Source organism: Paraglaciecola sp. QJM3NY_14, from assembly GCF_056173245.1.
In genome coordinates, this window is record NZ_CM149664.1 from 453,104 (window position 1) to 480,008 (window position 26,905).

A 26,905-nucleotide genomic window follows, 5' to 3' on the forward strand; every position below is an offset into this window, starting at 1 on the left:
GCTGCCCGTTCAAGCGGCATGAACTACGTTCCTAAAAGCCCCGCTTTTACCGCCATGCGCGGCATCCGATGCGACAACCGCGTTGCGCCAACCGCGTTGTGAGGTTAGCACGGGGTGCACCGCACAATGATACTGGTGAAGCCTTAATCAAAAACCGCTGAAAGCATTCTGAGCTGAATTCGCGCTGACTTACTTATAAAGAACGGTTTTACTTGAGATCGCTACCTGAGGTTTCAACTTTTCAGAGTATCTTAAGTACATACCTATATATGAATTTTCATAACTTTCATCCTAAGCATCTAGGTTAGTCATGGCGGGGACTGTCATTCAAAGCGCAGTTAAGCGCTTGTTTACATAGAGTAACCAGCATTAAAAGGCTTGCAATTCGTATCAAATCCATCTACTACATGGTATCAAATATAAAAGGCGATATTAGATGCGTAGAGCAAGCGCTGTCTTGTTGATACAGGAAATACATTATGACCACTAAAACACAAATGGATTTACCGGCAGTTGATGAAACAACCGAGCAGGTTATCGAAAAAAAGTCTGATGCTAAAAAAATAACAAGTGAGTCTGCACCAAGCCCTCCCTCAGCGAGTGACACGCTAGTAACTGACCCGTACATGTACTTTACCGAACGGGATCTGGATAAAATTCTGGCGAATATCGATGCCTTGCGTAATAGCGTATTTCCTGTCATTAACCCAGACGCTGATATTGAGTCCCGCAGCCCACAAAACTTCCCCTCTGTGTGTCTTATTGGTTTAGGACGCTGTGGCTCAAATATCGCTCTGGACGTGGCTTCATTGGTGTATAACGCGCGTAATTTCTATTTAAATGAATTTGAAAACGAAGAGCGTGAAACACGTGAGCAAGAATACCGTCCCATGCGCTGGATTAAACGAGGCTTACATTTGTCGAGTGCTCAAGACGTGAAGCCTGTCTTCTTAATCGAGCCATTGGTCATGCTCGGGGATTTAGACAAAGACATTGAAGGTCGAGTACGCTTTTCTAATAAGGGCGAAAAAGCCAGTTTCCTACAAGAATATACCAAGATGAAAATCATGGACTTGTCTGAGGTACACGCTGGCGGGGCGGGTAATGCTCCCATACTTGGTCAGTATTTGGCCAAGATAATTCTTAATAAAGATACTCAGCGGTTTGCTAATAAAGATTGGAAATATATCCATTCATACCTGATTGATTCATGCGGTATTAAAGCGAATCAGTCTCGCTTGTATTTTTACATATTTAGCGCCGGTGGCGGCACCGGCTCTGGCATGGCGTCTGAGTTTGGCTTGGCACAGCAATATGCCTACATGAGTAAAACATTTGAGACCAGAGCGGTAAATGAAAGTGAGGATAACCGCGGGCATTCGTTTGTGTTTGAACCAATCTTTACCAGCGGTATTTGTATCTTACCCAATATCTCTGATCATGGTGTCGAGATGTCAGAGGCGCTGCATATCAATGCTGGCCGCTTACTGTGTAAATATATGGCGGAGGAGTGGGACTTCTCGTATAACTTCGACAAAGAAGACAGCAGCGACGCTAGTGCTATGCATCGTATTCGCCCATGGAATGCCATGATGCTCATTTCAAATGACATCATGCGTTATGCTGAAGAAACAGATGATAGCGGGATTCAATACATAGATGTGAACGCTATGGAAAAGCATGCGAACCAGTATATTTCTCAGCAAATATTCAATATTTTGACCGCTCAAGCGGTGACAACAGATTACGACGAAAATTACTTTCGCCGGGCAGGTATCGATATAGGCGAAACCATCCGTTTAGACGCCAATGATCTGTTTATGAGCTTGGCGGGGCCTGTTGCGCTAGCTTACGCTGAATCTGTGGTTCCTGTGGAAAACGTTTCTGCAGTGGATAAAATCAAAATTCTTGATAGAGGCGCGAATGATCTCGACATCGACGATCTGTTCTTTCGCTCTATAGACTTACCGCACTTCAATAAGGTGACCCAAGCGATAGAAGGGATAAGCTTATTGCCTATTGAATCCACTCGTTACCGTGAGCGTTTAAGTGAATACGTTAAAAGCGGTTATGACGCGACTCACCTTAAAGATTTACACTTTTTCAAAAACTGTTCATCTGTGGTCTCGATTATATCATTGCCTAAAGATTACAAGCTGTCGTACATGGACTTGAACCGTTTGAAGTCGCACCTGAACGCACTGTTTCCGAATACCACATTAAAGCGCTACGCATTGGTTATCGGTGCATCGGCGAATATTTCGCTGACCACGCTGGTAGTAAAAAGCCCGTGCTTAAGTGATGATTTCTTAACCCTTATTGTGGCGTACATTAAACGCTGTTTTGCCAAAGACAACTATCGTTTCGATGAGCAACTCGATCAGGCCATGCTTGATTTTATTCGTGGCGAAACATTCGATGAAGACGCCTTAGATGCCATGCTTGAAGAACATGAAAACCCCGCGAAAATTCTTGATACTAACTGGTACGCTATTAAGCCAATGTACGAGAAAAAGTACCGTGAGTTGATCCGCGAAAAAGACAAGTTCGTGTCAATAAACGATATTCGCTTAAGCCGTGATAGTGTGAAAAAAGCGATCAAGTATTTACGCGAGATTTATCGTCATAAAATCAGTAAAACCAAAGTGATATCGTTAAATGATGACAGCAGCGGAATGTAGATAACCCCAACAATTTACAGTCTATTGCTATGAATAAAAATGGTCCCAATCTCACCTTGATGCGGGCCATTTTTATTGGGCTGCTATTTCCAACCTAGATAGGTTATAGGGGGTTGCGCTGACTCAGAGGGTAACGAATTGCCGATTTTTGTGAAGCTACATCTCACCGGTCAGCATAAAGTTTTCGAGTTGTTGGGTATAAGGGGCTAAATCTAATTGCTGCTGCGCTACCCAGTCATCATCGTAATAGCTATTTAGATAGCGTTCGCCAGCGTCACAGATCATGCTCACTACACTACCTTGCTGCTTATTCTCTATCATCTGGGCAATAAGCTTAAGAGCTCCATATACGTTAGTACCCGTTGAGCCGCCACATTTTCGACCCAGTATGCCTTCAAGCCAGCGAATAGTGGCAATGGATGCGGCATCCGGAACCTGGATCATGTGATCTACCACGTCGGGCAAAAAGGAAGGCTCAACTCTGGGCCTGCCAATGCCTTCAATGCGAGAGCCCTTATTATTACTGATAGCACTATCACGGTCTCGGTAGTAGTCGTAAAAGACTGAATTATCAGGGTCGACAACCGCTAATTGGGTCTTAAGGTGTAATGCAGGGTTATAGCGTAAATAGCGGCCAATAGTGGCTGAGGTGCCACCCGTACCCGCGCTCACTACAATCCAACTGGGGATTTGATGTGTTTCCATGGCCATCTGAGCAAAAATACTTTCGGCGATGTTACTGTTGCCTCGCCAATCCGTGGCTCGTTCTGCGTAAGTAAATTGGTCCATGTAGTGACCATTTAATTCGTCCGCAAGTTGTTGTGCTTTGGCGTAAAGGTCGCTGGGCTCAACTTTAAAGCACTCGCCGCCGTAAAATTCAATTTGTTTTATCTTCTCACTCGCCGTGCTTTTGGGCACCACGGCAATAAAGCGTAAGCCAAGTAAACGCGCAAAATACGCTTCAGAGATGGCAGTACTGCCAGATGAAGACTCAACAATGGTGGTATTTTGATGGATTAGCCCGTTGCACAAGCCATATAAAAATAGCGAACGCGCCAAGCGATGTTTAAGGCTTCCTGTAGGGTGGGTGGATTCATCCTTGAGGTACAGAGACACGTCAACAAAACAGGGCAAGTCAACTTTGATTAGATGAGTGTCGGATGAGCGATTAAAATCAGCATTAATAATGGTTAATGCCGCGGCTAACCACTTTTTCTTTTCAGTTGGAAGGGTCATGACTGTTTTCTGGCTGTTGCTTTTGCACTACGATAGCCCAAAGGCACGGTGGAGTGAATGCGTAACTAAAGATAATGTCATGGTTGTGCTAAGAGGTTGGGACATTGCTGAAAGAAAAGGCAAAGAGTCAAGAGCCAAGTGTCAAGATCACAAATACCGTGCTGCTTTTGCCTCAGTTAAGGCAAAAGCGCCGGGTGCTCTTTATGGATTCACTTTACAGAGCCATTTTACAGCTGCTTTTTGCAGGCGTTTTTGTATACGAGCATGCACATGGCTCATGCACTCATTCGTACAGAACACTCATAAAACGCCCAGCATTTTATCCATCAGTAGTCAGTTAACATCCCTACGCTACTGTGCACTAGGAGTCACCTCATAAAGTGAAAAATTAGTCGGGGCGATTTTTTATTTTAGGGTCTGCGCTAATGATAGCGTTGGCAAATTCATCGTCGCCGCGCTGAATTAAGGTCAGCCTAACGGAGATATCTTGGGCGCTTTGGCAATCATTGTTAAAGCAAATAATATTACCCGCGCCGTTTATCATAAAGTCCCAATTAGTATCTGGGTTGCAGCCATCGTCGGTTTTCTGTAAGGCCCCGAAGAAAATATATGGATCTGTATTATCATCGGTATCAAGGGTGAAAATCGCCATGCCTGAGCGGTTGAAATCGAGCACTATTTCTTCATCCCAGCTTTTTTGCTCGCTATCGTAAAACTGCACTACAGGCTGGGGTCCTTGGCTTGTTAATACTCGCGATTTTATTTTTTTTATTTGTGGGAACATTTTTCTTCCTTTTTGGTTGAACGTTATGGTGAGCTAAAAACTATAATTTTTAATTTTCATCAACGCTAATTTATCAACGAACTGTTTAACTTTATCTTGCTGTTGCAAGCAGTCATGAGCTTGTACAAAAGGCAGCAGTACCTCGTAGCCGCTGTTATCCGTTACAATGGGTTGTAACAAGTTGACGGTCTGCTGACAGGCTTGGCGTTTAACGCTATTGGTAGTCATATTGGTTGTAGATACAGCACCTACCTGACTCTGTGAGTGCTCATCTTGTTTTGCTGCTAATAAATAAACATTACTTAAGGCGGTCAAGAGTAACTTGTTTGAAGGCTGCTCACTTAATAATTGTTCTAGTTTTGACTTTGCCAACGTAATTGCACGCTCGGCTAATGCCCAATCACCGCCAAGTTGATAGTTTTTGATAACAATGGCAATCAGAGAATGAAACTTCTTAGCTTTGAATATTATGTTTTGAAAGTCAGTCCACGTTATCGGTTGGCGATAAGGCGCTTTATGAATCACAGCCATTAAGTGGAGCTCAAATATGTCTGCTCGGAGTAAGTCGAGCTGCCATATTTCATTTGAAGGGTCTTGCTGTAACAGTTTATCTAAGTTGATTTTTGCTGATAAAACCGCCTGTTTTGCCGCTTTATATAGGCCTAGATAATACATTACATTGGCATTATTTAGGTAAGAGTACGCAATACTCTCTAGCAAGTTCGCATTTCCAACATGGGTTGCCAATAAGTCGGTGATAATATTCTGTACTTTCTCACGTGTGCGAACCGCTTGTTCTAGGCTGCCTAACTGCTCTTCTATTTCAGCTAGCCATTCTAAAGTATCTGCAATATCCACTTGAGACATATCAGTTTTGGGTAAATCTTCAGTGAGTTCATACTGAATCGCTAACGCCTTTTCAAACGCCACCTTAGCGACAGTCAAATCTTGTAGTTTACTGCTAACGGCACCCATCGCAAGATATGCATATGAAAGCTCAAGTTTTGCGTCATCACTGTTGGGCTCTAGCTGATTCATCAATTTACTAAACGACAGATATTCCTCGAAATGGGGCTTTGCTAAGGTGAATTCTGCCTTGTCCGAGGCCAGTTGCCCCAACCAAAATGCGTTCGCGCCTAGGGCTTTTAACAGTTCGCTGTTCTCGGGTTGTATTTTGTATAGTTTGTCTAGAATCGTTTTGGCTGAGCTAAAGGCTTGTTTGGCTTCATCATTTTTATTGCGCGAATAAGCCACTTCACCCATTGCAGCTAGGGTTTGAGCATGTTGAAAGCGGGTTTTAAAATTTTGCGCTGTGTCGGTTAAAGACGGGAAAAAAGACACCTCGACTTCTTCATCTTGTTGGCTAAAATACTCCAAGGCTTTATTGCTGATCCCATCAAGTAAATCCATGCGCTTTACACTGCGCAGTTTGTCGGCGAATTCGCCTACCATAAACCCTAATAGACTTTCGGCTTCCAAGCGTTTTTGCTGGGCTAAATTTTCTGCCTGTTGGCTTTTTACGCTCATAAACAGGGCGGTAAAGGTGAGGACACAAAGTAAGGTCACAGTGGTGCGTTTTAACCAGCGTTTTACGTTACCACTTTTTTGCGATGCTTTGATGAGGGCGCATTCTTCTTCATCAAGCTTAAAAACGGCGCTTTTTTGTAAGTTAACCGCTTCTAATAAGGGCTTTCCTTCCGGGAGTAAATACGCTTTGTTTCTATCCTCGAATTGCCAACGACCTGCTAATTGCTGTAATTGGCTTTTGATCCTGAGTGCGTCTCTGTGCTCGTTTATCCAGTTGCTGGCCCTTGGCCATTTTCGTAACAGGGCTTCATGGGCCAAGCTGAAACAGGGCTCACCGTGTTGCAGGTGTGATACCAGTAAGCGACTTTCCACCATGGCCTGTACGAGTTCATGTTGGCTCGAATGTTTAATCGGGTTGTCGTCTAGTTGCGACCAGCGAGCAGCACGACTGGTGATATTTTCACCGTCTGGGCTCAGGGTGACCAAGAGTGACAGTATGTACTCCAATTGGGATTGCTGGTCTTTTGAAAGTTGAAGGTAGATCTGTTCTGCTTTCTTACCTATGGCTCCTTCAATCCCCCCCAACTGACGATACACAGAGTACTGCATTTCGTTGTTAGCGCTACGTTGCTCGTACAACTCTTGCAGGGTGTACTGCAACATAGGCAGGGCGTCAGGGTGATTAACCGCTTCATGACATAAGATTTCATCTAGCGGGTTAGTGCTGTTCGGTTCGTTTGTCCAGCTTAGGTTTGCAGCCTTAGCGGGCAAGCGGATCATTTGACTGAGCTCACTTGATGACGGCGGCAGTAAATCGAAATGGGCGCCTTGGTCTTTGCCCGCCATTAAACTGGGATGCGCCACGACGAGCGGGTAAAAGTCATTGCGACAGGCACTGAAGATTAAAATGCTTCCTGATGTTGATAAGGTATCAAGGCATTTTAAAAAGCGTTTGCGTTCATCATCATTGAACACAGGGGATGAAAGTAAGACTTCTAGGCGGTCAATAAATAAAAATAGCTGGGGTTGTGCGTAACGACTAGCTGGCGTTTGCTGCTGGATAGAGGCTAGCGCCTTATTGCAAAGTACGGCTACTTGCGGGCAGTCTTTTTGCAGCATATCAGCGAGTGTTTCTGCGCTTAAGCCTTCAAACATGGGGATATCATTAACGTCCCAATCGAGCAATGAGGACGCCAAATCAATGAAGAGTCGAGATTGGCTGACATCGGCAAGATCTACACTGGTATAACTGACGACACCAATGCCGTCATGGCCGTTTTTATGAGTCAGGCGGGGTAACACCCCTGCATTGATTAACGAAGACTTGCCGCTGCCACTTGGACCAAGTACCAAGCAAAAAGCGTGTTTCGCACTGACTAACTTTGATACCCGAGTCAGTAAAGCGGTGATTTGTGCACTGCGACCAAAGAATACATTACTTTCATCAGGCTCAAAGGCGCTAAGGCCCGGAAAAGGCGAGCCCCCTTGCCAGTCGTTCGTGCTTTCTTGGGGATCGTTGGTTAACGCTTCATCCGGGAAGTCGAGCTTGGCAACGATGCGATAGCCGCGCTTACGGATGGTTTCAATATATTTGGGGGTACTGGGTTTATCGTTAAAGGCTTTTCTAAGTTGGGTAATGGCTTTGTGTACTGGATTGTCGCCAATTTCACTGCCCCAGCATTGACTGGCTATGTCATCGGCACTGAGTGCGTGTTCGTGGCCATTATCTCGGCGTTGTTGACACAGTAAAAGCAACACATCCATGGCTTTAGGTTCGAGTTGGGTAACGGCGTCGCCCGCGCGCACGCAATTGGTCTGAGGCGTGACTTGCCAGTCGCCAATGTAGAATATATTGGATATTTTTTTCGCGTTCACGTTCTTGTTTTACCCATTCATTCAGCCAGTGCACTGAAATCAGCAATGGAGCACCTCAAGTTTATATCTTGAAGTATGACGTTTTATTTTTATTTGTGGTTAAAGAATATACGTTATTTTAGCGTGTCTAGCATCTACTAAAGTCTAGTTGCTAAGGGTATCGGTCGCGTTGATGAAATATTAAGAGCAGAGATGAAAAAGGCGCCTTAAGGCGCCTTTTTCTTCTTACTATTAATGGGTTAGCTATTCTTTATTGCTTGATGCCTCTCGCGCTTGCGGCTAAACAAGCGACCAATCGCCGCAAAAATAGCTCTGAAAATATTCTTAATATCCTCGAGTATCAAATACAAGCAAGGCACGAGTATAAGTGTCACCATAGTCGCGTACATTACCGCAAACCCCAACGCCACAGCCATGGGAATAACGAACCGTGCCTGGAGGCTGGTTTCGAACATGATCGGCAATACACCGGCAAACGTGGTGATTGATGTTAAGGTGATTGCCCTGAAGCGAGCGCAACCCGCATTGACCACTGAATCTTTAATGCGAATGCCCATAGCACGTTGTTGGTTAACAAAGTCTGTCATAACCAGGCTGTCATTTATTACAACCCCTGCGGCGGCGATAATGCCGAAGGTCGACATCATGCTTAGATCTATACCAAACAAGAAATGCCCCCAAATAGCACCCGTTAAGCTAAAGGGAATAACAGACATGATAATAAGCGGTTGGCCGTAACTTTTAAGCGGTGCTGCGAGCAGGATGTAAACCATGATTAACCCTGCCACCAAGAACATAAGCTGCTGGCTTTGCTGTGCTTGCTGCTCTTCAATAGTGCCACCTAGTTCGGTTTTTACCCCTGGGAACTTTTCTTTCAGTAGAGGCAAGAGATCTTCTTCTACCGTCTGCACTACCTCATTTGGCTCTACTTCTTCTTCATCAATTGAGCCAAACACATACACGCTTCGGTATCCGCCTTCACGACGGATGTAGTTGATCCCCGGTTTTTCGGTCAGGCTCACAACATCACCAAGCATGACTTCCCTGCCAGCTGGCGTGGTAATAACCGCGTATTTTAACTCGGCAAAACGTTCCCGGGTTAGCTTGGGGTAGCGCACCATTACGCGCACTTCGTCACCGCCGCGGATCACCCGCTGGGCTTCACCACCGTAAAAACTAGCGCCAACTTGGCGGGCAATGTCGGCTAGATTTAAGCCTAAGTCGTAAGCCACAGGCAGCAGTTGCATTTGTACTTCTTTGCTAGCAGGGTCGATTGACGAACTGATATCAAACAGTCCATTTGTTTGCTGCAACATTGAGATAAACTCACGCCCCGCAGCGTTTAGGGTATCTATGTCACTGCCAAATAGCATGTAACCAAATTCACCGTCGTCATTGCCGCCGCCATTAATATCATCGATGATAGTAATTGACTTCATACCTGGAATATCAGGTAATTGTTCGCGCCAACGCCTAGCAAGCTCAAATGCGTCAAAATGACGGTCTTCTTCGTCAACCAAGGGAACTTGTACCCGACCTTCAGTGCGACCACGGTTGAATACCATAATGTCGCGCATCATCGAACTGCCGTATTCTTCGATGATTTGTTTATCTACGTTGATGACCATACTTTCTATGGTGATCAAAGCGTTGATTACCGCTTCATCTGGCACGTTTTCATTCATTTCAAACGTGATACCCGGAAAGTCATGAGGCACCTTGGGTGACGGGATCATGCGTACGTAGTTAGCAGACACCAAGCCCCAACTGATAACCAGCACAGCAATAAAGATACAAAAAACGAACCAGCGCCATTCGGTGCATCGTTCTACAAAGCGTTTGTATTTTCCGTTTACGAAACCAAAGAAGCGTTGGTTAAAGCGGGCACGCCAACTCGTTTCTTTCACTGGGGTAAACTTCATGTGGGCTAAGTGAGCCGGTAGGATCAGTTTTGACTCTATCAGGCTAAAGACTAGACATAAAATGACCACACAGGCGATTACGTAGAAAAACTGACCTTCAGGGCCGGTGGAAAACAAGGCCGGTGCAAATACTGCAATGGTGGTCAGTACGCCGAACGTGGCAGGCGTTGCCACGCGCTTCGCACCACGGATAACACTCTCAGCGCCGCCGCCTCTTTCTTCAATTTCACTGTATGCGCTTTCGCCTATTACAATGGCGTCGTCCACCACTATCCCTAGCACCATAATAAATGCGAAAAGTGACAGGATATTAATAGTGACACCAAAAACCGGCATCATCATGATGGCGCCCAAAAAGCACACGGGTAGACCGAGCATAACCCAGAATGCGAGCCTGAATCGCAAGAAAATGGTGAGCATAATTGCCACCAAAATAGCACCCTGAAATAAATTGCTGAGCATCATGTCTAGACGAGCATTGAGGTAGTACGTCATATCCACCAGAACTTTGAGCTGCAAGCCAGCGGGTAAGGTCTTATTGCGCATCTCAATATATTCTTTTACGGTTTTTGATACCGGAATGGTGCTTTGATCTTTGGTGGCCTTTACCGACATATATATGGCGTTTACACCAGAATATTTATAGTAACGCTGGCCTTCTTCAAATCCATCCTCAATGGTGGCTACGTCACCTAAATAGACTTTAGCACCCGTTTCACTGATTTTTATTGGGATCCTGCGAAACTCTTCGCCACTGTACATTTGGTTTTCAACACGAACGGCGACTATGCCTGAATCAGTACGAAGCTCGCCAGCGGATATGTTGGCTGAATAATTTTGTATTGCGAGCTGCACATCCCCTAAAGTGAGGTTGTATTTACGCAATACATCTGGCTGAATTTCAATCGCAATTTCATCTTCTGGTGCATCCACGCTCACCAGTGAAATATTACTGAGATGAAGAAGTTCATCTTCAATTTTTTTAGCGATAGGTTTTAGCTGCGTAATAGGTAGGTCACCCACTAGAGACATTTCAATCACATCTTGTTGGAACTCAATTTGTGAAATGTCCGGCGGCTCCATATCTGCAGGGAAAGTCGCAATACTATCAACCCGCGCTTTTACCTTATCAAGCACATCGGTGAGTTCTTTATTTTCCTGTATTTCTAAGGTTACTCGGCCACTACCACGAAATGCCCTTGAAGTCGCTTTCTTGATCTCGGTGATGTCCTTTAGTGACTCTTCAATTTTGATCAAAATACTTTCTTCGATCTCTTGAGGCGAGGCACCACGGTACACAGCACTGATATTGATGTAGTTAATTTCAATGTTCGGAAACATTTGGCGCTGGATCGTAAAGTAGCTAAACACCCCCATAATAATGATAAAAATCATCATCAAGTTGGCGGCTACTGAATTATTGGCAAAAAACGCGATTAAACCCGTTTGCTTAGGCTCGAAGGGGTTTGGTAGCTCAGGGTCTTCGTGAGGAACATCTGGGCGAGGAGCGGAATCTTCTGTAGACATACCTTCTCCTATTTCGCTTTCTGAGCGGTTAGCTCACTGGCTGATTTTCCACTACTGACTTTGACTTCCATGCCTGTTTGCGGGTATTCAGGCAGGGTCGTTACAATATTGTCGTTGTCAGAAATGCCTTTACTGATAAGCAAGTACTCGCCTTCCTCGCGAAGAATTTCGACTTTCTTAGGTTGTAGCTTGCTGTCTTTGTCCATTATCCACACCGTCTGGTTATTAACCAGCGCCTGAGGTAAGCGATAAATGTGCTCTAGGGTACGTCCAGGAAAACTAACCTGAACATAGTTACCAAATTTGAGGGCTGGCAAATTGCTTTTCAGGCTGTATGGATCGTTTACCCGAACCACTAATTGACTCATGCGGGTTGCTTGATCCACTACGCCTAAATCACGTGAAATTAATCCGGTACGCTCAATTGGACTGTAACCGTTGGTCACAACTTTGGCTTCTTTTTCTGCTAAGTCGTCGGGTAAAAATTCGCGGTCAAAACCAGCGATTGGGAAGATGACCTCAGCTGCTTCAACATTATATATTTCGCCTACAGAGGTACCTTGAGAGATAAATTGGCCAACACCGATATTACGGCTGATCACGAGTGCATCGTAGGGGGCAATAACTTCGCAGTTATCTAAATCGCGTTGAGCAATTTTTAGGCTGGCTTGTGCTGATTTCAAATTTGCCTGAGCGCTGAGCAATTGAGGTTTACGTAAATACAAATCAGACACTTTACTGCTTGGAAGACTTCTGGCTTCCTGCTCGGCAACGTCAGCACGGGCTTTTTCTTCTATTAATTGGGATTGGGCCAAACTGACATTGGCCTGTGCTTGTAAAAGCGCTGCTTCGTAGGCATCTTTTTCGATGCTAAATAAAACACTGCCACGCAGAACTAACCCACCGGCGACAAAGCTGGGGTGCCAGCTAATCACTTCGCCTGACACTTGGGCGGAAATCATAGTACGCTCTAGGGGCTGCACTTCACCGTGGTTGGAAATGACAACTTGATAATCTTCTGCATGGGCAGTTTCTACTGTAATCGTAGGGCGTGTATCGACAAGCTCTTTCTTCTCGTCTTCGGAAGCGCTGACTTCTATCAACGTCATTCCACCAAAGCCGGCGATAAGTGCTAGAAAGGGGAGTAGAACCTTCATCCATCTATTGTTCATTGGGGGGAAAAACCTTATTTGTGTGTTTCGTTATTATTATAATGAGTCGTTGAACGTGAATAGTAGTTCTACTTTTCATTCAACGAGTACTTCTAATTGTAAACAAAAGTATATCGGTTAACATCTGTCATTCCTATTTACTTATTCTTTTTTTTACCCATAAATTAACGTTAATTTTATCGCTAATCTCAGTAAAATTAACATGTTAACTTCGCTTTATTGGTGAAGTGCATCTAACCGGATCTAACGTATGAATTGCTCAATGTTACACCATAAGTTTTACAAACTTGTTAAAGCCAGTGCTATGCTAGGCCTTGTTCTAGCGCCCTTTTCGCTAAGTGCTCAAGATAAAGAGCACAACGTTAATCTCATCAACGTGGCACACCATATCGAGACGCTCGCCTCTGATACCTTTCAAGGAAGAGGTCCCCTAACGGAGGGGGAAACCTTAACGATTAACTATTTAGCCAAGCAGTATCAAGCGATGGGGTTGCAGGGCGGGAACCCACATGCACAGAAGTCGTCACCCGTAGCACAATTCCTACAACCTGTGCCCATGGCGCAGATTACGCCTGACCAAAACATGCGTTTACAAATAGGTGAGTTGTCTTTTCTCGCAGGAAGCGACTTCACCGCACGTACCGAACAGATTAACCCACAGATAACCCTTAACGATTCTGAATTAGTATTTGTCGGTTACGGGATCAACGCACCTGAGTATCAATGGAACGATTACGCCAATGTAGATGTTAAGGGCAAGACGGTTATCGTGTTAGTTAATGACCCAGGCTTTGCCACACAGAACCCAAGTGTGTTTACTGGCAATGCGATGACTTACTACGGTCGCTGGACATACAAGTACGAAGAAGCAGCCCGTCAGGGAGCAAAAGCCGTGCTGATTGTACATGAAACTGCCCCAGCAGCTTACCCATGGAGTGTGGTAGAAAGCTCAAACACGGGTAGCAAGTATACATTGGTTGATAATGAGCAAAATAAATCCAAGTTACCGATTATGGGTTGGATACAGTTGGCCGCAACAGAGCAAGTGTTCGAACAGTCAGGCCTCAATTATCAACAACTTAAAGCACAAGCATTGCAGAGCAATTTTAGTCCAGTGACGTTGAAGCAAACTGCCAATTTACGTCTTAAAAACACCATTAGCCAAGCGACGTCACACAATGTACTGGCAACAATTACCGGCAGTAAATACCCGGACGAATACGTATTGGTAGGCGCACACTGGGATCATTTTGGTACTAAACAAACCGCCGATGGCGATATTATTTATAACGGCGCCGTAGACAATGCTTCTGGTGTTGCTGGCACATTAGAAATGGCGCGTATGCTCAAGGCACAACATGATGTTAAACCATTCGAACGTTCCATTTTATTCATTAATTTCACCGCAGAAGAAACGGGGTTGATTGGCTCAGAGCAATTCTCAAAAGGGGATATCATCCCTACCAAGAAGATGGTTGCCTTGCTTAACATTGATGGTATGAACGTGTTGGATAAAGTGGATTATATTCTGCAGTACGGTGACGGTTTATCTGACATGGAAGATTACCTTGCAAACGCAGCCAAAGCGCAAGGGCGGCGAGTAAAGCTTGATCCTCGCCCCCAGAACGGCTTGTTTTTCCGCTCTGATCATTTTTCAATGGCTAAACAAGGTGTTCCGAGCTTGTTGTTTATGAGCTTAGGGGACACAGACCCTGATTATATCGCCCATAAATATCATAAAGCAGCGGATGACTTTTCAGCTGATTGGTCACTGGGTGGCGTAGAGCAAGACATTAAATTGATGGTCAATATTACCGCGACATTAGCAAACTCGAGAGACTGGCCAAAGTGGAAGATGGCCTCTGACTTTAAAGCGAGCCGTGAAGCTGACTTAGCCAAGTAATCTGTGTAACAATTAGCCAAAAGATGTTAACTGGCGCGAATCAATGCTAACTAGTGCGCATCAAAGCGAGCAAGCATATAACCGTGCGATAAATAGAGAGACATGATGGGTAAATTAAGGTTTGTGGTCTTAGCCATAATAGGCAGTGTCACTTGGGGGAACGCATTTGCAGAAGGCTTTGCAGATGGCCCTGTTATTTTTGGTTACGGACAACACGCGCCAGTAAAACAGGACGTTACATTACCAAAAGACACGGTATTTAAACTGACTTTTGATATTGACCAAGCAGGCAAAGAGGGAGCACTCAACCGCGGTATTGATACGGTAGCGCGTTTTATTAACATGCATGTTGCGAACGGCGTGCCGCTGGAAAATCTACATCTCGCTATGGTGATCCATGGTAGTGCCAGCAACGAAATGCTTAATACGAAGGCGTATAAGCAAAAATATGGCAAACCCAATCCAAATGCTGAACTGCTCAGCACCTTGATAGCCAATGGTGTGCAAATCATGCTGTGCGGGCAATCGGCTTATTATCATCAGATTGCCAACGATGACTTAATCGATGGCGTTGATATGGTGCTATCCGCTATGACCGCCCATATGTTGTTGCATCAACAAGGGTATAACGTGAATCCTTTTTGAGGGGAGAGTGCTTACCACTATGTAGATAATTTGACGCATATCCATAATCAAATTTACTGCACGTGATAACTTAAAATCGATGAACGATTCAGCGATTCAAATCGGCTTACCTTGCGCCTATCCGTTGTTGTGTCAATGGATCGGGGTTGCTCTCATTTTGGCTTTTGTGTTGGGCTTAGTTGCAATTGTTTACTCTGTATTAAAAGATAAAAAACGCCAAAAAATGAAGCGTGAGCAAAGGCGTCAGCAACGCGCCCAGGAGAAGAAGCATTGAAGAGTAGCGCTGCTCAGGTGATTGATGGTGATTTGCACTTGCGTATTTATACACAACCCAAAGCGTCTCGTGACGAAGTGGTGGGCCTCCACGGTGATGAGCTTAAGGTTGCGATCACCGCACCGCCCGTTGACGGTAAAGCCAATACGCATTTGATTAAATATTTAGCCAAGCAGTGCGGCGTGGCTAAATCGAAAGTGGTGATTACCAAAGGCCAATTAAACCGGCACAAAACAGTGCTTATTTCAAAGCCGCTAATCATACCTAAGGCCATTCAACAACATGTCGCAGATCACAGTAGTTAACCTGAGTTAACGCTTACCTGTGTTAGCATCGAATGCATGAATTATGAAGTTTTTGTATTTAGATTATGAACAGTTTGAGGTTATGAAGAATGAGGTTCAAATACTATGAAACGTTGTGCTTTTTTATCTACCGATAATCTAGAAGGGTACTTTGTTTACGACGAACTATTATACGAACCGTTAAAGCAACAAGGCTGGCAGGTTGAGGCGGTGTCTTGGCACGATAACACAGTGGATTGGGATCGTTTTGATGTGGTAGTAGTGCGCAGCACGTGGGACTATCAACAGCATGCCAAAGCGTTTATGCGGTGCTTACAGCGAATTGAAGATTCTAGCGCTATATTGGCCAATAGCTTACGGTTATTAACGTGGAATATTAGTAAAGAGTATTTAAAAGATATAGCCAGTCAGGGGATCGCAATTGTGCCTACCCTATGGCTAGACACATTCGATTTAGCAAAAGTCAGCGTGGGTTTTGAACGTTTTTCCTGTGATCGACTGGTCATAAAACCATGTATAAGTGCTAATGCTGATCATACTTACATGCTCGACCGAGAGCAGTTACTTGCCCAATCAAAAAATCTTGCTGAGGTCTTTAACGGGCGGGCGTTTATGGTTCAACCCTTTATTGAAGCCGTCGTAACCCAAGGGGAGTATTCGCTCTTTTACTTTAACGGTCACTTTAGCCACGCAATTTTAAAAACACCTGAGCCAGGTGATTTTAGAGTACAAGAAGAGCATGGTGGCAGTTTACAAGCTGTTGAGCCTGATGAAGAAATGTTTACTCAGGCTCGCCATACTATGGCGTCGCTGCCAGATGATGCCTTATATGCGCGCATCGATTTACTGCGTTATCAAGATGAGTATGTGGTGATTGAAATTGAGCTAATTGAACCGAGTCTGTACTTCAATATGGATGCCAACGCTCCAGCTAATTTTGTTGAGGCTTTCGTGGAATCATTTGGGAAAGGTTAGCGCTTTATCAGCCGGCGAGCGGGGTTTTTATCTGTAGCTGAGCCAGTGCTTATAAGCCAGCTATGGCAACATGTTTGAATATGGCCCATTATTTTTGACCATACGCGTGGATATCGAAGTATTAAAGCGTTGTACGCCGGGTAATCTGCTCAACTGTGCCCTTAACAGCTCGTCAAATGCCTCGATGTCAGTCGCAAGTATCTCCAGCACATAATCTGAATCCCCAGTGACAGCATGACAAGAGCGCACTGAAGCGTGTTCGATAATCGCCTTTTCAAACGCCTGATAATGTTCAAAATCGACCACCACATGCACCAATGCGCGAATGCTTAAGCCGAGCGCCTTGGTATTTAGTTGGGCGCTATATCCTTCAATAACCCCTGCCGATTGCAATTGCTGCACTTTATTCCAACAGGGTGTTTTACTGATACCTAGGGTATCACCTAGGTTTGCGAATGACATGCGACCATCTTTTTCCAAGGCATTGATGATTTTTATACTGCTTTTATCTAACACTTGTTTCTTCATATGTGAAATAACCAGAACGTTGTTCTTAAAATTCGCTTTCAATCAGTATAAATAGAACAATGTTCGAAGGCGAGTACTCTAGCATGATAGGCATTATTGACGTGTGAAGTCACGCAGCCAAACTGAGCAAGGATAATGTCTATGAATAAGCCTGAAACGCCCGATACTATTTTTCGCCAAAAGTACCATGCCCTACTTGATAAACCAGAGATGCTTGATTACGGCACTTATTTAAATTGTCAGCAGTTACTGAGTGCGCAAAAACCGTTAACCGAGCTGTGCAATGGCGACGAGTTACAGTTTCAAATAGTGCATCAAGTGGAAGAGTTGTGGATGAAACTCGCCATTTATACGCTGGTGGATGTATTGGAATTCATGCAGCAAGAAAACACCTTACGAGTGGTGACTTTGATGAAGCGCGTGAGTTTTATTCAGCGCATGATGAGTCAGCAATTGGATTTACTCGAAACCATGTCCCCAAAAGAGTATCAGCAAATTCGTTTGCAACTTGGCAATGGTAGCGGCCAAGAGTCACCTGGTTTTCGTACGTTATTGAAAATGCCAACCGACTTATGGAGCGTGTTCAACGAGCAATACTTAGTAGGGCGAAATAAAAACATCGAGCAAGTATACGATAGCCAATACAGTCACGACGAAAGTTACGTTGTGGCCGAGTGCTTAGCTGAATTTGATGAGCAATTACAAAAGTTTCGTAGCCTGCATATTTTTTTAATTCAACGTTCAATTGGCCTTGAGGCTAAGTCGTTGAAAGGGCGAGCCGTGACGCTATTGGAAAATGGCGCGAAACATCGATTTTTCCCTGAATTGTGGCAGGTGCGTAGCAGCATGACGGACAGCTGGGGCAGCGCTTATGGTGAAGTGCGAGAGTCAATTCATGAGGTTAAAAACCAAGTTGGTGGTGGTTGCCCGTTTCATCAAAATCCTAGTGAGGCCCTATAGTGCAAGATGCCAATCAGCAGTTTTCTTTACCTAAGGGGATGTATCTACTCAGCCATTCGGTGGGTTGCATGCCTGTGCTGACACGCAGCTTAGTGGGACAAACTTATTTCGAACCTTGGCAGCAAAAGGGTGGGGATGCTTGGCCGCAGTGGCTAACGATTATCGAGCAATTTTGTGAGGAATTGGGCACCTTGTTTAATGCCAGCTCAGCGGATTTTTGCCCTCAACCCAGTGTTTCAAGTGGGTTGAATCAATACTTGCAGTCCCTTGGGAGCGTTCAGTTAAAAAACGCCGGTAAACCCGCAACCCACAAACGCACAGTATTAATGCATGCGTCAGCATTTCCGTCTTTGGGCTTCGTTGTTCAAGGGTTGGCAGCTTACGGTTTTGAGCTGACGTTAATAGACAAGGATATTGACCCGAATGACGTTGCAGCTTGGCAAGCTCACTTAACTGAAGATGTAGAGGTGGCATTGATCACCCATGTGCACTCAAACAGCGGTGTGTTATCAAACGTAGCTGATATAAGCGCCTTGTGCCGGGCAAAGAATATTCGAGTAGTTGTGGATGTGGCGCAATCGGTAGGGGTTGTGCCGATTGATTTACAAACGTGGGACGTTGATGTGATCTTAGGCTCATGCGTCAAATGGTTGTGTGGCGGACCCGGAGCTGGCTTTATGTGGATAAACCCAAAGCATATTAATGCACTTGAACCAAAACAATTGGGCTGGTTTTCTCATCAAAATCCGTTTGAGTTTGATATCGAACACTTTGCGTTTGCAGACGCAGCAAAGCGCTTTTGGGGGGGCACGCCGAGTATCTTACCCTATGCCACAGCGCTGGTAGGTGTGCAGCAAGTCAACCAAATCGGTTCACAAAGCTTATTCGAACACAGTAAAGCGTTACAAAGAGTCGTGCTAGCCGATGCCGCCGAGCATGTGTTAACGCCGATAGATGTAGCGCAAACCGGCGGCACTTTGTGTGTGCATTTATCAGAGCCTAAGCTCACCCAATTGGAAAGCGACTTGCACGCAGCCAATGCGTATTTCGATCGAAGGGGCGATTGTCTGCGCCTGTCGTGGCATATTTACAACACAGAGCAAGAGGCACAACGTGTTGCTCAAATGTTTAAGGACTTGTAGGCAAGTACGATAGGCAAAGCTTCGGATTTGCCTTCATATTTCGCTGTTACTGTTCGATGATGAAACGTCATCGTCGTACTTCGCTTGTTTTTAACGCCGCTAAAAATTCGCTGAAGTGATTAAAGACCCAATCGGCCTGGTCGGCATATTCTGGGAGTTCATCTGGGGCGAATAAACAAGCAAGCATACCTGCGTTTTTCGCTGCTTGAATGTCATACAGATAATCTCCTACGTAGGCGAGTTGGTGAACGGGTAATTGCCACAATGTGGCGATGTGCAATAACGCTTGCGGATCAGGTTTAGGCGCAGCGTCTTCTCTGGTTACTATGGGATCAAACAGCGAAGCATGGTGTTTTAGCTTATGTTGAGTGGCGGGTTGGCTATTGCGCGTAACAATAGCGACAGGTTGCTGTGAGCTCGCCAGGCACTGAATCAATGGCAGGGCGCCGTCTATCCACAGGGCATTTTGCGCGTCTTGCAGTTCGTAATCTGCCACAATTCTATTCGCCACTATTTGCTGCGCTTCGTCTAATCCTTCGATAAAACGCAATATATCTTGTTTTGGTGGGCAACCGACTTGTTCGCGCAGGTATATGAAATCTAGCTTTGATGTCACCAATGTACCATCAAGATCAAAGATGAAACCTTTGATTTGATTGATAGGATGTGGGTTGGTTGGGCTTGTCCGGTTAATCATTTTTCTCCCTAGCCAGAGTGGTCAGTTTACGTGCTTGCTTCTGATATGCATCGAGTATCATGGTTAGCGCTATTCGGTTCAGTCTTATTCAACGTGGGCCAACATGTCATTCGACGGGCTAAAAATGCCGTTCGTCGCGTCACAGTAAAAACAGTCATTTGCGGTGTAATATTTTTCGTTTTTCTCGGTCTGGTGCTGTATCGACTTTTGTTGTAGTTATCCTGCCAATCGCTGTTGCACAAGCAGGCGTGGCGCTTTTTTAAATTCACTAACGCCGACATAGCGACCAGCTTACTATTAATAAGCTGTAAATAGTGACAATCAAGGAATCAAAAATGAGTGAAGCGGTATCTAACGATGTAAGAACCCGTCTACAGTGGTCTTTATTGGCTCTACGCCTTGGGGTGTTTATTGTGATGTTTATTTGGACAATGGACAAATTCGTTAACCCAGGCCATAGCATCGCTATCTTCGATAAGTTTTATTCTATTCCAGGCTTAGGTGAGACGGTTGCCCACATTATGGGCGCTTTGCAGCTACTGCTGGTATTGGCGTTTGTGACGGGCATTAAAAAACGTTTCACTTATGGGCTCATTTTCTTAATGCACGGAGGCTCTACGCTTTCAGCTTTTGCTCAATACTTTGATGCGTTCAATAACCTATTGTTCTTTGCTGCATGGCCTATGTGGGCAGCATGTTTCGCGCTATACCTACTACTTGACGAAGACACTAAGTTTACATTAGGTAAATAGCCTGCTTTTTATCACTTCATACTTGCTCACTTCATATTTGAGCATTTCATGTAGTGGCCACTGAGTCAGTAAAAAAAAGCCGATAGTGTCACTTCAAACTCATCGGCTTTTCCGTTTTTATAAGCTGTGCTTATTCACCATCATAAATATAAAATATTCAATGTTATTAAATAGTTGCCATGATCGGTTACGTCATCTATTTGTCATAAAATGGTCATGTAAGTTTCGCATTTACTGAGTACCTTTGCTGCGCTTATATCGCAGTCACTCTTAAATGGAACACACATGACAACAATAACATCCTCTATTTTTACCGTTAGTAAGCTAGCCCTTCTTGTTGCAGGGGTTATTGGAACGAATGCTTACGGGCAGACGTCACGTAATCAGCATCAAATCGAAGAAATTACCGTGACGGCGCAAAAACGCGATCAGTCAATTCAAGATGTGCCTGTCAGTATCAGTGCCTACGATGGTGCGTTGCTTGAGAGTTTAGGGGTTGCCGAGCTCGACACCTTATCCGAAATAACCCCTGGTTTGGTGATTCAAGAACAAAGCCCGAACAACCCGGGTTTCGTTATTCGGGGGATTACCTCAGACAGTGGTTCGTCACAGGCGGCGCCTCGTGTGTCGATTTACTATAACGGTGCTGACGTATCCCGCTCTCGGGGCTCGTATTTTGAATTGTTTGATATAGAGCGTATTGAAGTGGTTAAAGGCCCGCAAGCGACCCTGTTTGGCACGGCAGCATCAGTGGGGGCGTTAAGTGTTATCACCCGTAAACCCCAAGAAGAATTCGGTGCAGAAATAAAGGCCAGTGTGGGGAATTATTCAGCTGAAACCCTCAGTGGGTTCGTGACTGGCGGCAATAGCCAAGTGCAGGGGCGATTGGCGTTTAGCTATCGCCAGCGTGATGGTTTCATTCGTAATATTGCAGGGGAAGCGGGTTCGCAAACCCCTGACGGATTCGATCAGGAAGACATGCATGGTATTGAGCGCACAGCGTTTCGCCCGTCGCTACGTTTTACACCCACTGATGAGCTGACCATAGACTTAGTTTATACCCACGAAAAAAATGACGACACGGGAACATCGTTTAAAAATGGCTTATTTGCACCCACTGGTGGCGATACCAGCGCATTTAGTTTTGTGGAAATGTCAGGTAGTCCATTATCCCAAGAGGTGTTTGGCCGCAAAGATTTGGGCGTAGAACGCACCGTTGACGATCTTAACCTAACGGTTAATTGGGACATTAACCAAGACTTAACGTTTACCTCAATCACCGCTTCTCGTCGCTTTGATTCACTGGAAGTATTTGATGCCGATGGCACGCAAGCGTGGTTCTTAGAATTTGCTGAAGATGCCACTGGCGATCAATTCAGCCAAGAATTTCGCATGATTCATCAAGGTGACAAACTGACTACTATCGCCGGTGTGAGCTATTTCACCGAAGACGGTAGTCAAGCAGTGCCATTTAGCACAGAGGAATCTGTCTTTTTGAACTGCCTAGGGGCCTTTGCTGCTCTTGCGCAGCCATGCGTAGCAAACGATGGCTCTGTTCCTGTGCTCACGCCCATTTTAACTGAAGGGGCTGCTCAGCTTTTGCCGTATCGTTTAGAGTTTGAAAACTACGGCGAGACCGATGCTTACTCAGCGTTCGCTGATGTGACTTATGCCGTGAATGAGACGCTAGAGCTAACCGCCGGTTTACGCTATGTGCGTGAAGACAAAAAAAGTGGTTATCGCTCAGATGCGCCTGCAAGTGTATTAACTGGCAGTGAACTGTTTACCGTGGACACAGAAGGTCAGATTTTCCGTGCTGAAGAAGACTACGATGATTGGTTGCCACGCTTTAATATGTTGTACGTCTTAAATGAAGACATCAATATGTACGCGACCATTTCTAAAGGTCGCCGCTCTGATGTGTTGAATGTGACGTCAGTTCGCGGGGAAGATGGCTCGGGTGAGAAGTCTGTTACTGAAATCCCAGCTGAGATCATCTGGAACTACGAAGCGGGCATCAAAGGACAAGCGTTTGATAAATCTGTGAATTATAACGCCTCGGTGTTTTATCAAGACTATTCAAATTTCCAAGTTACTTTGTTAGATGACGAGGGCGTGGCATATGCCGCAGATGCTGGCTCGGCGACCAATGTTGGCGCTGAAGCAGAAGTGCGTGCCCTGTTAGGTGCTGATTTTGAGCTATTCGCTAATCTAGCTTATTTAGATGCAACCATAGACGACGACAGCACAAACGGTGATCTAGCGGGCAATCGCTTTCGCTTGCAGCCGGAATGGACAGCCAGTGTCGGCATGTTCTACGCGACTGCACTTTCGCAAGGTTATAACCTAACGAGTTCTTTAGTGTACAGCTACCGCTCAGACGTGTTCTTTGAACCGGCGAACGCGCCAATATCAGGTTTAGACATCAGCGAAGATTCCGTCAGCTTAGTCAGTGCCCGCATCGGTATTGCAGGTGCGGATGAAGATTGGGCAGTAAACTTGTTTGCCAGTAACTTGCTTGATAAAGAATATCTAGTGGACGCAGGTAATACCGGTGGCGGCTTTGGCAACCCAACTTTTGTCGCGGGGGCCCCACGCTTTTACGGCATCGAGTTCAAAATGCGTTTTGGCGAGTAGATAAACGTATGACCCGCGCTCTGTGCAAGTATGCACAAGAGCGTCAGTAACAATTGAAAGCCTGTACCCCGTTTCAGCACGTCGCTAAAACGGGGTTTTTAGTAAAGGGAGACACCGTAAATTCAATATTGCGGAATATAAATTCCTCTGCATCAACAGAATTATCATGGTAGCGTTTCAACTCAGTCTATTTAGTGGGAGGTTTTATGGCACAGTGGTTAGACGCAAAGGTCACAAAGCGGATTGATTGGAACGACCACCTTTTTAGCTTACGTTTTCAGTGCGCTGATTTTCCTGCGTATACTCCGGGCCAATTTACTAAAGTCGGCATCGCTCAAGATGACACCGTCATTTCTAGGCCTTATTCTTTAGTCAGCCACCCACGTAGCAGCGAATTGGAAATTATGGCTGTGCCGGTAGAGGAAGGCATTTTGTCACCTAAATTACATGAATTACATGAAGGTGATGGGCTAAAGGTTATGGCGCCAGCGACGGGCTTTTTGGTTTTAAATGAAGTACCAGACAGCGACAATATTTGGCTGATTGCCACAGGCACAGGAGTTGGGCCTTTTCTATCTATTCTTGCGGGCGAAGAGATTTGGCAGCGGTATAAAAAAGTTGTTTTAGTCTACGCGGCCCGGTATCAAAATGACTTGGCGTACGGCGAATTTATTCAACAGTGTAAAAGCCAACACTCAGATCAATTTAGTTACCTACCTATTGTCAGTCGAGAAGAAGGCAAAGGTGCATTGCACGGGCGTATACCTGAGTTATTGCAATCAGGAGCTATCATCAACACAGCCAATACGCCCTTAAGCGCCCAGCAAAGTCAGGTCATGTTATGCGGCAATCCACAAATGATCGAAGAGGCTATGGTGACGCTAAAAAACATGGGGCTGAAGAAGCATCTACGTCGCTCACCAGGTCAGATTACGCAGGAGCGTTACTGGTAGTTTTCGCGCGAATGCCAGCTGAATGTTAAGAATAGGCACGAAAATATGGTAGAGTGCGGCCAATAAAAAGCGCATCATTTGCTTATAGCTGATTATCTTTTTTCACTATGCTTAATCTCTGAAGCCGCACTCACTGATATTTTACTCTATGAGTCATGACTCAATGATCTCACATTCTCATTACACACTAGGTATTCTATGACCCCTTGGACGCAAATCAACAGCGCGCAAATACCGAATAATGGCGGTGAACTGACGTTACATCAGCGCGGTAAAGAGTTTTCAATTCGTATCGCTGGCAAGCGTGGTGAATTGATGAATAGCCGTGTTTTTAATTCCGAGAAAGTCCTGTCTCGAGTTGGCTGCGGTCATTTGAAAGATGTGGGCAACGCCAATGTGCTGGTGGGCGGTTTAGGCATGGGATATACACTAACTGCTGCCTTGAGTGTGCTGAATGAATCGGCGAGTGTCACGGTCGCCGAGCTTATCCCTGAGGTTGTTACGTGGAACCAAGGGCCATTAGGGCAGTGTTCCGGCTACCCATTGAAAGACCCTAGAACCCAAGTAAAAGTAGGGGACGTAACCAAGCTGTTAACTCTACAGAGCGAAACGTATGACGCAATTCTGTTGGACGTAGACAACGGCCCAAGAGGGTTGACGCATGCTGATAACAACTGGATATATTCAGAAGTGGGGCTCAAGGCTATTTTGCAGATGCTACGGCCAAAAGGCGTACTGGCAATTTGGTCTGCGGGCCCAGATTATTTATTTGAAGTGCGCCTTAAAAATGTCGGCTACAAAGTCGATACGCGCATCGCATCAGCCAGAGCTGATAAAGGTATCAAGCACACCATCTTCTTAGCTAAAAAGCCTGAATAGCCGGGTGACATCATAAGAGCAGTGAGCGTCGTTGACCTTAAGCGTCAGCGCCAAACCAGTTAAGTTTCTCTCGTAAGCTGACCACAGAACCAACAATGATAAGCGCCGGTGGTTTAATGCCGGCTTCTGCCACTTTTTGTTGAATATTTGCTAAGTTACCGGCCACGACTTTTTGCTCTGCGGTCGTTGCCGATTGCACCAGTGCAATTTCAGTGGTGTCCGGTAGGCCATGCTGAATAAGTTTCTCACAAATAACAGGCAAGCCTGTTAACCCCATATAGAATACAGTGGTTTGTTCAGGCTGGGCCAGCATGGGCCAGTTTAAGTTGATGCTATTATCCCGCAAGTGGCCTGTGGCAAATACCACCGACTTGGCGTGATCTCTGTGGGTCAGGGGAATGCCAGCGTAACTGGCAGCACCACTGGCGGCTGTAATGCCAGGCACCACTTGGAAGCTCACGCCTTTTTCCACTAGGGTCTCTATTTCTTCACCGCCGCGACCAAATATAAAAGGGTCACCGCCTTTTAGACGCACGACTCGATTCCCCTTTAAGGCTAAATCGGCCAGTAGCGCGTTAATTTCATCTTGTGGCACGGTATGTAAGCTGCGGGCTTTTCCCACGTATATTTTCTCTGCATCCCGGCGCACCAGTTCTAATATTTCTTTGGACACCAAGCGGTCATATACGACGACGTCGGCTTTTTGCATTAGGCGTAGCGCGCGAAACGTTAGTAAGTCTGGATCGCCTGGACCAGCACCGACCAAGTACACCTCTCCTTTGCCCGAGTCATGCTCGTCAAGGGCAAGTTTGTCTTGCATCATCTGTTCGGCTTTGCTGTTGTTGCCTTGTAGAACCTGTTCGGCGACATCGCCATCGAGGATATCTTCCCAAAAGTAACGGCGTTTTGTCACTGAGTTAAAGCGGGCTTTAACGGTTTCACGGAATTTTTCTGAAAACTGCCCCAGCAAACTGACCTTTTGCGGAATAACAGACTCGAGTTTCTGGCGTAAATAGCGCAGTAGTACAGGCGCAACACCGCCGCTGCTCATGGCGATAATAATCGGCGAGCGGTCAACAATTGAAGGGGTAATAAACTGACACAAAGGCGTATTATCAACCACATTCACCAGAATATTTTGTGCCTTAGCTTGGTGATGGATATCTATATTTAATTGGCTGTCGTCTGTGGCCACAAAGACTAATTGTTTGGCCGTGAGGTCACTCGATTCGTACCCACGAGTGTGCAGTGTGACTTGCCCTTCATCCGCTAAGCGTTGCACCGTATCACAGGCCCAAGGGGCAACCACTGTGATAGTGGCTGAGGTTTTTAACAGCAACTCCACTTTACGGGCAGCCACTTCCCCTGCACCGACAACGAGACAGTTCAGCTCTTTAGTATCAACAAAAATAGGGAAATATTGCATAGGGCTCGCTAACGCTTAAAACTCTTAATATAGATGCTATTCTGCGGGTTCTTCTTAGTTAAATAAAGCATTGTAATCAGAAAAGATATTCTTTTTAGTTATGAT

The 26,905-nt window shown here is 45.4% G+C and carries 20 protein-coding genes; 12 read left to right on the forward strand and 8 right to left on the reverse strand.

Going from position 1 to position 26,905, the window contains the following annotated elements; genetic code table 11:
• The first annotated feature begins 479 nt into the window (after nucleotides 1-479).
• Nucleotides 480-2,681: a hypothetical protein gene (locus AC0VYA_RS01985; protein ID WP_475489893.1), complete on the forward strand. Its 2,202-nt coding sequence runs from the start codon at nucleotides 480-482 to the stop codon at nucleotides 2,679-2,681.
• Between the two features lie 156 nt (nucleotides 2,682-2,837).
• Here AC0VYA_RS01985 and AC0VYA_RS01990 read toward each other — a convergent pair whose 3' ends face one another.
• From AC0VYA_RS01990 to AC0VYA_RS02010, 5 genes are all read right to left on the reverse strand, one after another.
• Complete coding sequence (locus tag AC0VYA_RS01990; protein ID WP_473477771.1) at nucleotides 2,838-3,917, reverse strand: pyridoxal-phosphate dependent enzyme; 1,080 nt, start codon at nucleotides 3,915-3,917, stop codon at nucleotides 2,838-2,840.
• Nucleotides 3,918-4,305: 388 nt separating this feature from the next.
• Nucleotides 4,306-4,701 (reverse strand): DP-EP family protein, encoded by a 396-nt coding sequence (locus tag AC0VYA_RS01995; protein ID WP_033186667.1) that lies wholly within the window; start codon nucleotides 4,699-4,701, stop codon nucleotides 4,306-4,308.
• 33 nt (nucleotides 4,702-4,734) lie between these two features.
• Nucleotides 4,735-8,103, reverse strand: coding sequence for an nSTAND1 domain-containing NTPase (locus tag AC0VYA_RS02000; protein ID WP_475489894.1), 3,369 nt, complete (start codon nucleotides 8,101-8,103; stop codon nucleotides 4,735-4,737).
• A gap of 239 nt (nucleotides 8,104-8,342) precedes the next feature.
• On the reverse strand, nucleotides 8,343-11,552 hold the full coding sequence (locus AC0VYA_RS02005; RefSeq protein ID WP_475489895.1) for an efflux RND transporter permease subunit: 3,210 nt from the start codon (nucleotides 11,550-11,552) through the stop codon (nucleotides 8,343-8,345).
• Nucleotides 11,553-11,560: 8 nt separating this feature from the next.
• Nucleotides 11,561-12,724 (reverse strand): efflux RND transporter periplasmic adaptor subunit, encoded by a 1,164-nt coding sequence (locus AC0VYA_RS02010; protein WP_011573331.1) that lies wholly within the window; start codon nucleotides 12,722-12,724, stop codon nucleotides 11,561-11,563.
• A gap of 250 nt (nucleotides 12,725-12,974) precedes the next feature.
• Here AC0VYA_RS02010 and AC0VYA_RS02015 point away from each other — a divergent pair, with 250 nt between their 5' ends.
• From AC0VYA_RS02015 to AC0VYA_RS02035, 5 genes are all read left to right on the forward strand, one after another.
• Nucleotides 12,975-14,627: a M28 family metallopeptidase gene (locus AC0VYA_RS02015; protein ID WP_475489896.1), complete on the forward strand. Its 1,653-nt coding sequence runs from the start codon at nucleotides 12,975-12,977 to the stop codon at nucleotides 14,625-14,627.
• A 102-nt stretch (nucleotides 14,628-14,729) separates the two neighbouring features.
• On the forward strand, nucleotides 14,730-15,272 hold the full coding sequence (locus AC0VYA_RS02020; protein WP_475489897.1) for a DsrE family protein: 543 nt from the start codon (nucleotides 14,730-14,732) through the stop codon (nucleotides 15,270-15,272).
• A 79-nt stretch (nucleotides 15,273-15,351) separates the two neighbouring features.
• Entirely contained in the window at nucleotides 15,352-15,546 is a 195-nt protein-coding gene (locus AC0VYA_RS02025; protein ID WP_041713179.1) for a DUF1049 domain-containing protein, read from the forward strand.
• Nucleotides 15,543-15,851 carry a DUF167 family protein YggU gene (gene yggU, locus AC0VYA_RS02030; RefSeq protein ID WP_041713181.1) on the forward strand — a complete coding sequence of 103 codons (309 nt, stop codon included), beginning with the start codon at nucleotides 15,543-15,545 and terminating at the stop codon, nucleotides 15,849-15,851. The genes AC0VYA_RS02025 and yggU overlap by 4 nt, the downstream gene beginning before the upstream one ends.
• A gap of 105 nt (nucleotides 15,852-15,956) precedes the next feature.
• The gene (locus tag AC0VYA_RS02035) at nucleotides 15,957-16,826 is read left to right on the forward strand and encodes an ATP-grasp domain-containing protein (protein WP_475489898.1); all 870 of its coding nucleotides are present in this window, start codon (nucleotides 15,957-15,959) and stop codon (nucleotides 16,824-16,826) included.
• A gap of 60 nt (nucleotides 16,827-16,886) precedes the next feature.
• Here AC0VYA_RS02035 and AC0VYA_RS02040 read toward each other — a convergent pair whose 3' ends face one another.
• Nucleotides 16,887-17,354 (reverse strand): Lrp/AsnC family transcriptional regulator, encoded by a 468-nt coding sequence (locus tag AC0VYA_RS02040; RefSeq protein ID WP_011573336.1) that lies wholly within the window; start codon nucleotides 17,352-17,354, stop codon nucleotides 16,887-16,889.
• Nucleotides 17,355-17,495: 141 nt separating this feature from the next.
• On the opposite strand from AC0VYA_RS02040, the gene AC0VYA_RS02045 reads away from it, so the two are divergent.
• Both AC0VYA_RS02045 and AC0VYA_RS02050 read left to right on the forward strand, forming a co-directional pair.
• Nucleotides 17,496-18,314 (forward strand): tryptophan 2,3-dioxygenase family protein, encoded by an 819-nt coding sequence (locus AC0VYA_RS02045; RefSeq protein WP_475489899.1) that lies wholly within the window; start codon nucleotides 17,496-17,498, stop codon nucleotides 18,312-18,314.
• A complete protein-coding gene (locus AC0VYA_RS02050; protein WP_475489900.1) occupies nucleotides 18,314-19,456 on the forward strand; it encodes an aminotransferase class V-fold PLP-dependent enzyme in 1,143 nt (380 codons plus the stop codon). Before AC0VYA_RS02045 ends, AC0VYA_RS02050 begins: the two co-directional genes overlap by 1 nt.
• A 67-nt stretch (nucleotides 19,457-19,523) precedes the next feature.
• Here AC0VYA_RS02050 and AC0VYA_RS02055 read toward each other — a convergent pair whose 3' ends face one another.
• Complete coding sequence (locus tag AC0VYA_RS02055; protein ID WP_475489901.1) at nucleotides 19,524-20,153, reverse strand: HAD family hydrolase; 630 nt, start codon at nucleotides 20,151-20,153, stop codon at nucleotides 19,524-19,526.
• 335 nt (nucleotides 20,154-20,488) lie between these two features.
• Between AC0VYA_RS02055 and AC0VYA_RS02060 the strand changes: the two genes are divergently transcribed.
• The 4 genes from AC0VYA_RS02060 to AC0VYA_RS02075 all read left to right on the forward strand — a co-directional run bounded on the left by AC0VYA_RS02060 (nucleotide 20,489) and on the right by AC0VYA_RS02075 (nucleotide 25,374).
• Nucleotides 20,489-20,905, forward strand: a complete 417-nt coding sequence (locus AC0VYA_RS02060; protein WP_475489902.1) for a hypothetical protein — start codon at nucleotides 20,489-20,491, stop codon at nucleotides 20,903-20,905.
• A gap of 285 nt (nucleotides 20,906-21,190) precedes the next feature.
• Entirely contained in the window at nucleotides 21,191-23,542 is a 2,352-nt protein-coding gene (locus AC0VYA_RS02065) for a TonB-dependent receptor (protein ID WP_475489903.1), read from the forward strand.
• Between the two features lie 206 nt (nucleotides 23,543-23,748).
• On the forward strand, nucleotides 23,749-24,495 hold the full coding sequence (locus AC0VYA_RS02070) for a ferredoxin--NADP reductase (protein WP_475489904.1): 747 nt from the start codon (nucleotides 23,749-23,751) through the stop codon (nucleotides 24,493-24,495).
• 198 nt (nucleotides 24,496-24,693) lie between these two features.
• The gene (locus AC0VYA_RS02075) at nucleotides 24,694-25,374 is read left to right on the forward strand and encodes a spermine/spermidine synthase domain-containing protein (protein ID WP_475489905.1); all 681 of its coding nucleotides are present in this window, start codon (nucleotides 24,694-24,696) and stop codon (nucleotides 25,372-25,374) included.
• Between the two features lie 37 nt (nucleotides 25,375-25,411).
• On the opposite strand, the gene cysG is transcribed toward AC0VYA_RS02075, so the two are convergent.
• The gene (gene cysG / locus AC0VYA_RS02080; RefSeq protein ID WP_475489906.1) at nucleotides 25,412-26,800 is read right to left on the reverse strand and encodes a siroheme synthase CysG; all 1,389 of its coding nucleotides are present in this window, start codon (nucleotides 26,798-26,800) and stop codon (nucleotides 25,412-25,414) included.
• Nucleotides 26,801-26,905: the final 105 nt, after the last annotated feature.

Excerpts from the sequence above, each read along its gene's own strand:
- AC0VYA_RS01985 (WP_475489893.1), top strand. The coding sequence starts at position 480 with ATGACCACTAAAACACAAATGGATTTACCGGCAGTTGATGAAACAACC.
- AC0VYA_RS01990 (WP_473477771.1), bottom strand. The coding sequence starts at position 3,917 with ATGACCCTTCCAACTGAAAAGAAAAAGTGGTTAGCCGCGGCATTAACC.
- AC0VYA_RS01995 (WP_033186667.1), bottom strand. The coding sequence starts at position 4,701 with ATGTTCCCACAAATAAAAAAAATAAAATCGCGAGTATTAACAAGCCAA.
- AC0VYA_RS02005 (WP_475489895.1), bottom strand. The coding sequence starts at position 11,552 with ATGTCTACAGAAGATTCCGCTCCTCGCCCAGATGTTCCTCACGAAGAC.
- AC0VYA_RS02010 (WP_011573331.1), bottom strand. The coding sequence starts at position 12,724 with ATGAACAATAGATGGATGAAGGTTCTACTCCCCTTTCTAGCACTTATC.
- AC0VYA_RS02015 (WP_475489896.1), top strand. The coding sequence starts at position 12,975 with ATGAATTGCTCAATGTTACACCATAAGTTTTACAAACTTGTTAAAGCC.
- AC0VYA_RS02020 (WP_475489897.1), top strand. The coding sequence starts at position 14,730 with ATGATGGGTAAATTAAGGTTTGTGGTCTTAGCCATAATAGGCAGTGTC.
- AC0VYA_RS02025 (WP_041713179.1), top strand. The coding sequence starts at position 15,352 with ATGAACGATTCAGCGATTCAAATCGGCTTACCTTGCGCCTATCCGTTG.
- AC0VYA_RS02035 (WP_475489898.1), top strand. The coding sequence starts at position 15,957 with ATGAAACGTTGTGCTTTTTTATCTACCGATAATCTAGAAGGGTACTTT.
- AC0VYA_RS02040 (WP_011573336.1), bottom strand. The coding sequence starts at position 17,354 with ATGAAGAAACAAGTGTTAGATAAAAGCAGTATAAAAATCATCAATGCC.
- AC0VYA_RS02045 (WP_475489899.1), top strand. The coding sequence starts at position 17,496 with ATGAATAAGCCTGAAACGCCCGATACTATTTTTCGCCAAAAGTACCAT.
- AC0VYA_RS02055 (WP_475489901.1), bottom strand. The coding sequence starts at position 20,153 with ATGATTAACCGGACAAGCCCAACCAACCCACATCCTATCAATCAAATC.
- AC0VYA_RS02060 (WP_475489902.1), top strand. The coding sequence starts at position 20,489 with ATGAGTGAAGCGGTATCTAACGATGTAAGAACCCGTCTACAGTGGTCT.
- AC0VYA_RS02065 (WP_475489903.1), top strand. The coding sequence starts at position 21,191 with ATGACAACAATAACATCCTCTATTTTTACCGTTAGTAAGCTAGCCCTT.
- AC0VYA_RS02070 (WP_475489904.1), top strand. The coding sequence starts at position 23,749 with ATGGCACAGTGGTTAGACGCAAAGGTCACAAAGCGGATTGATTGGAAC.
- AC0VYA_RS02075 (WP_475489905.1), top strand. The coding sequence starts at position 24,694 with ATGACCCCTTGGACGCAAATCAACAGCGCGCAAATACCGAATAATGGC.
- cysG (WP_475489906.1), bottom strand. The coding sequence starts at position 26,800 with ATGCAATATTTCCCTATTTTTGTTGATACTAAAGAGCTGAACTGTCTC.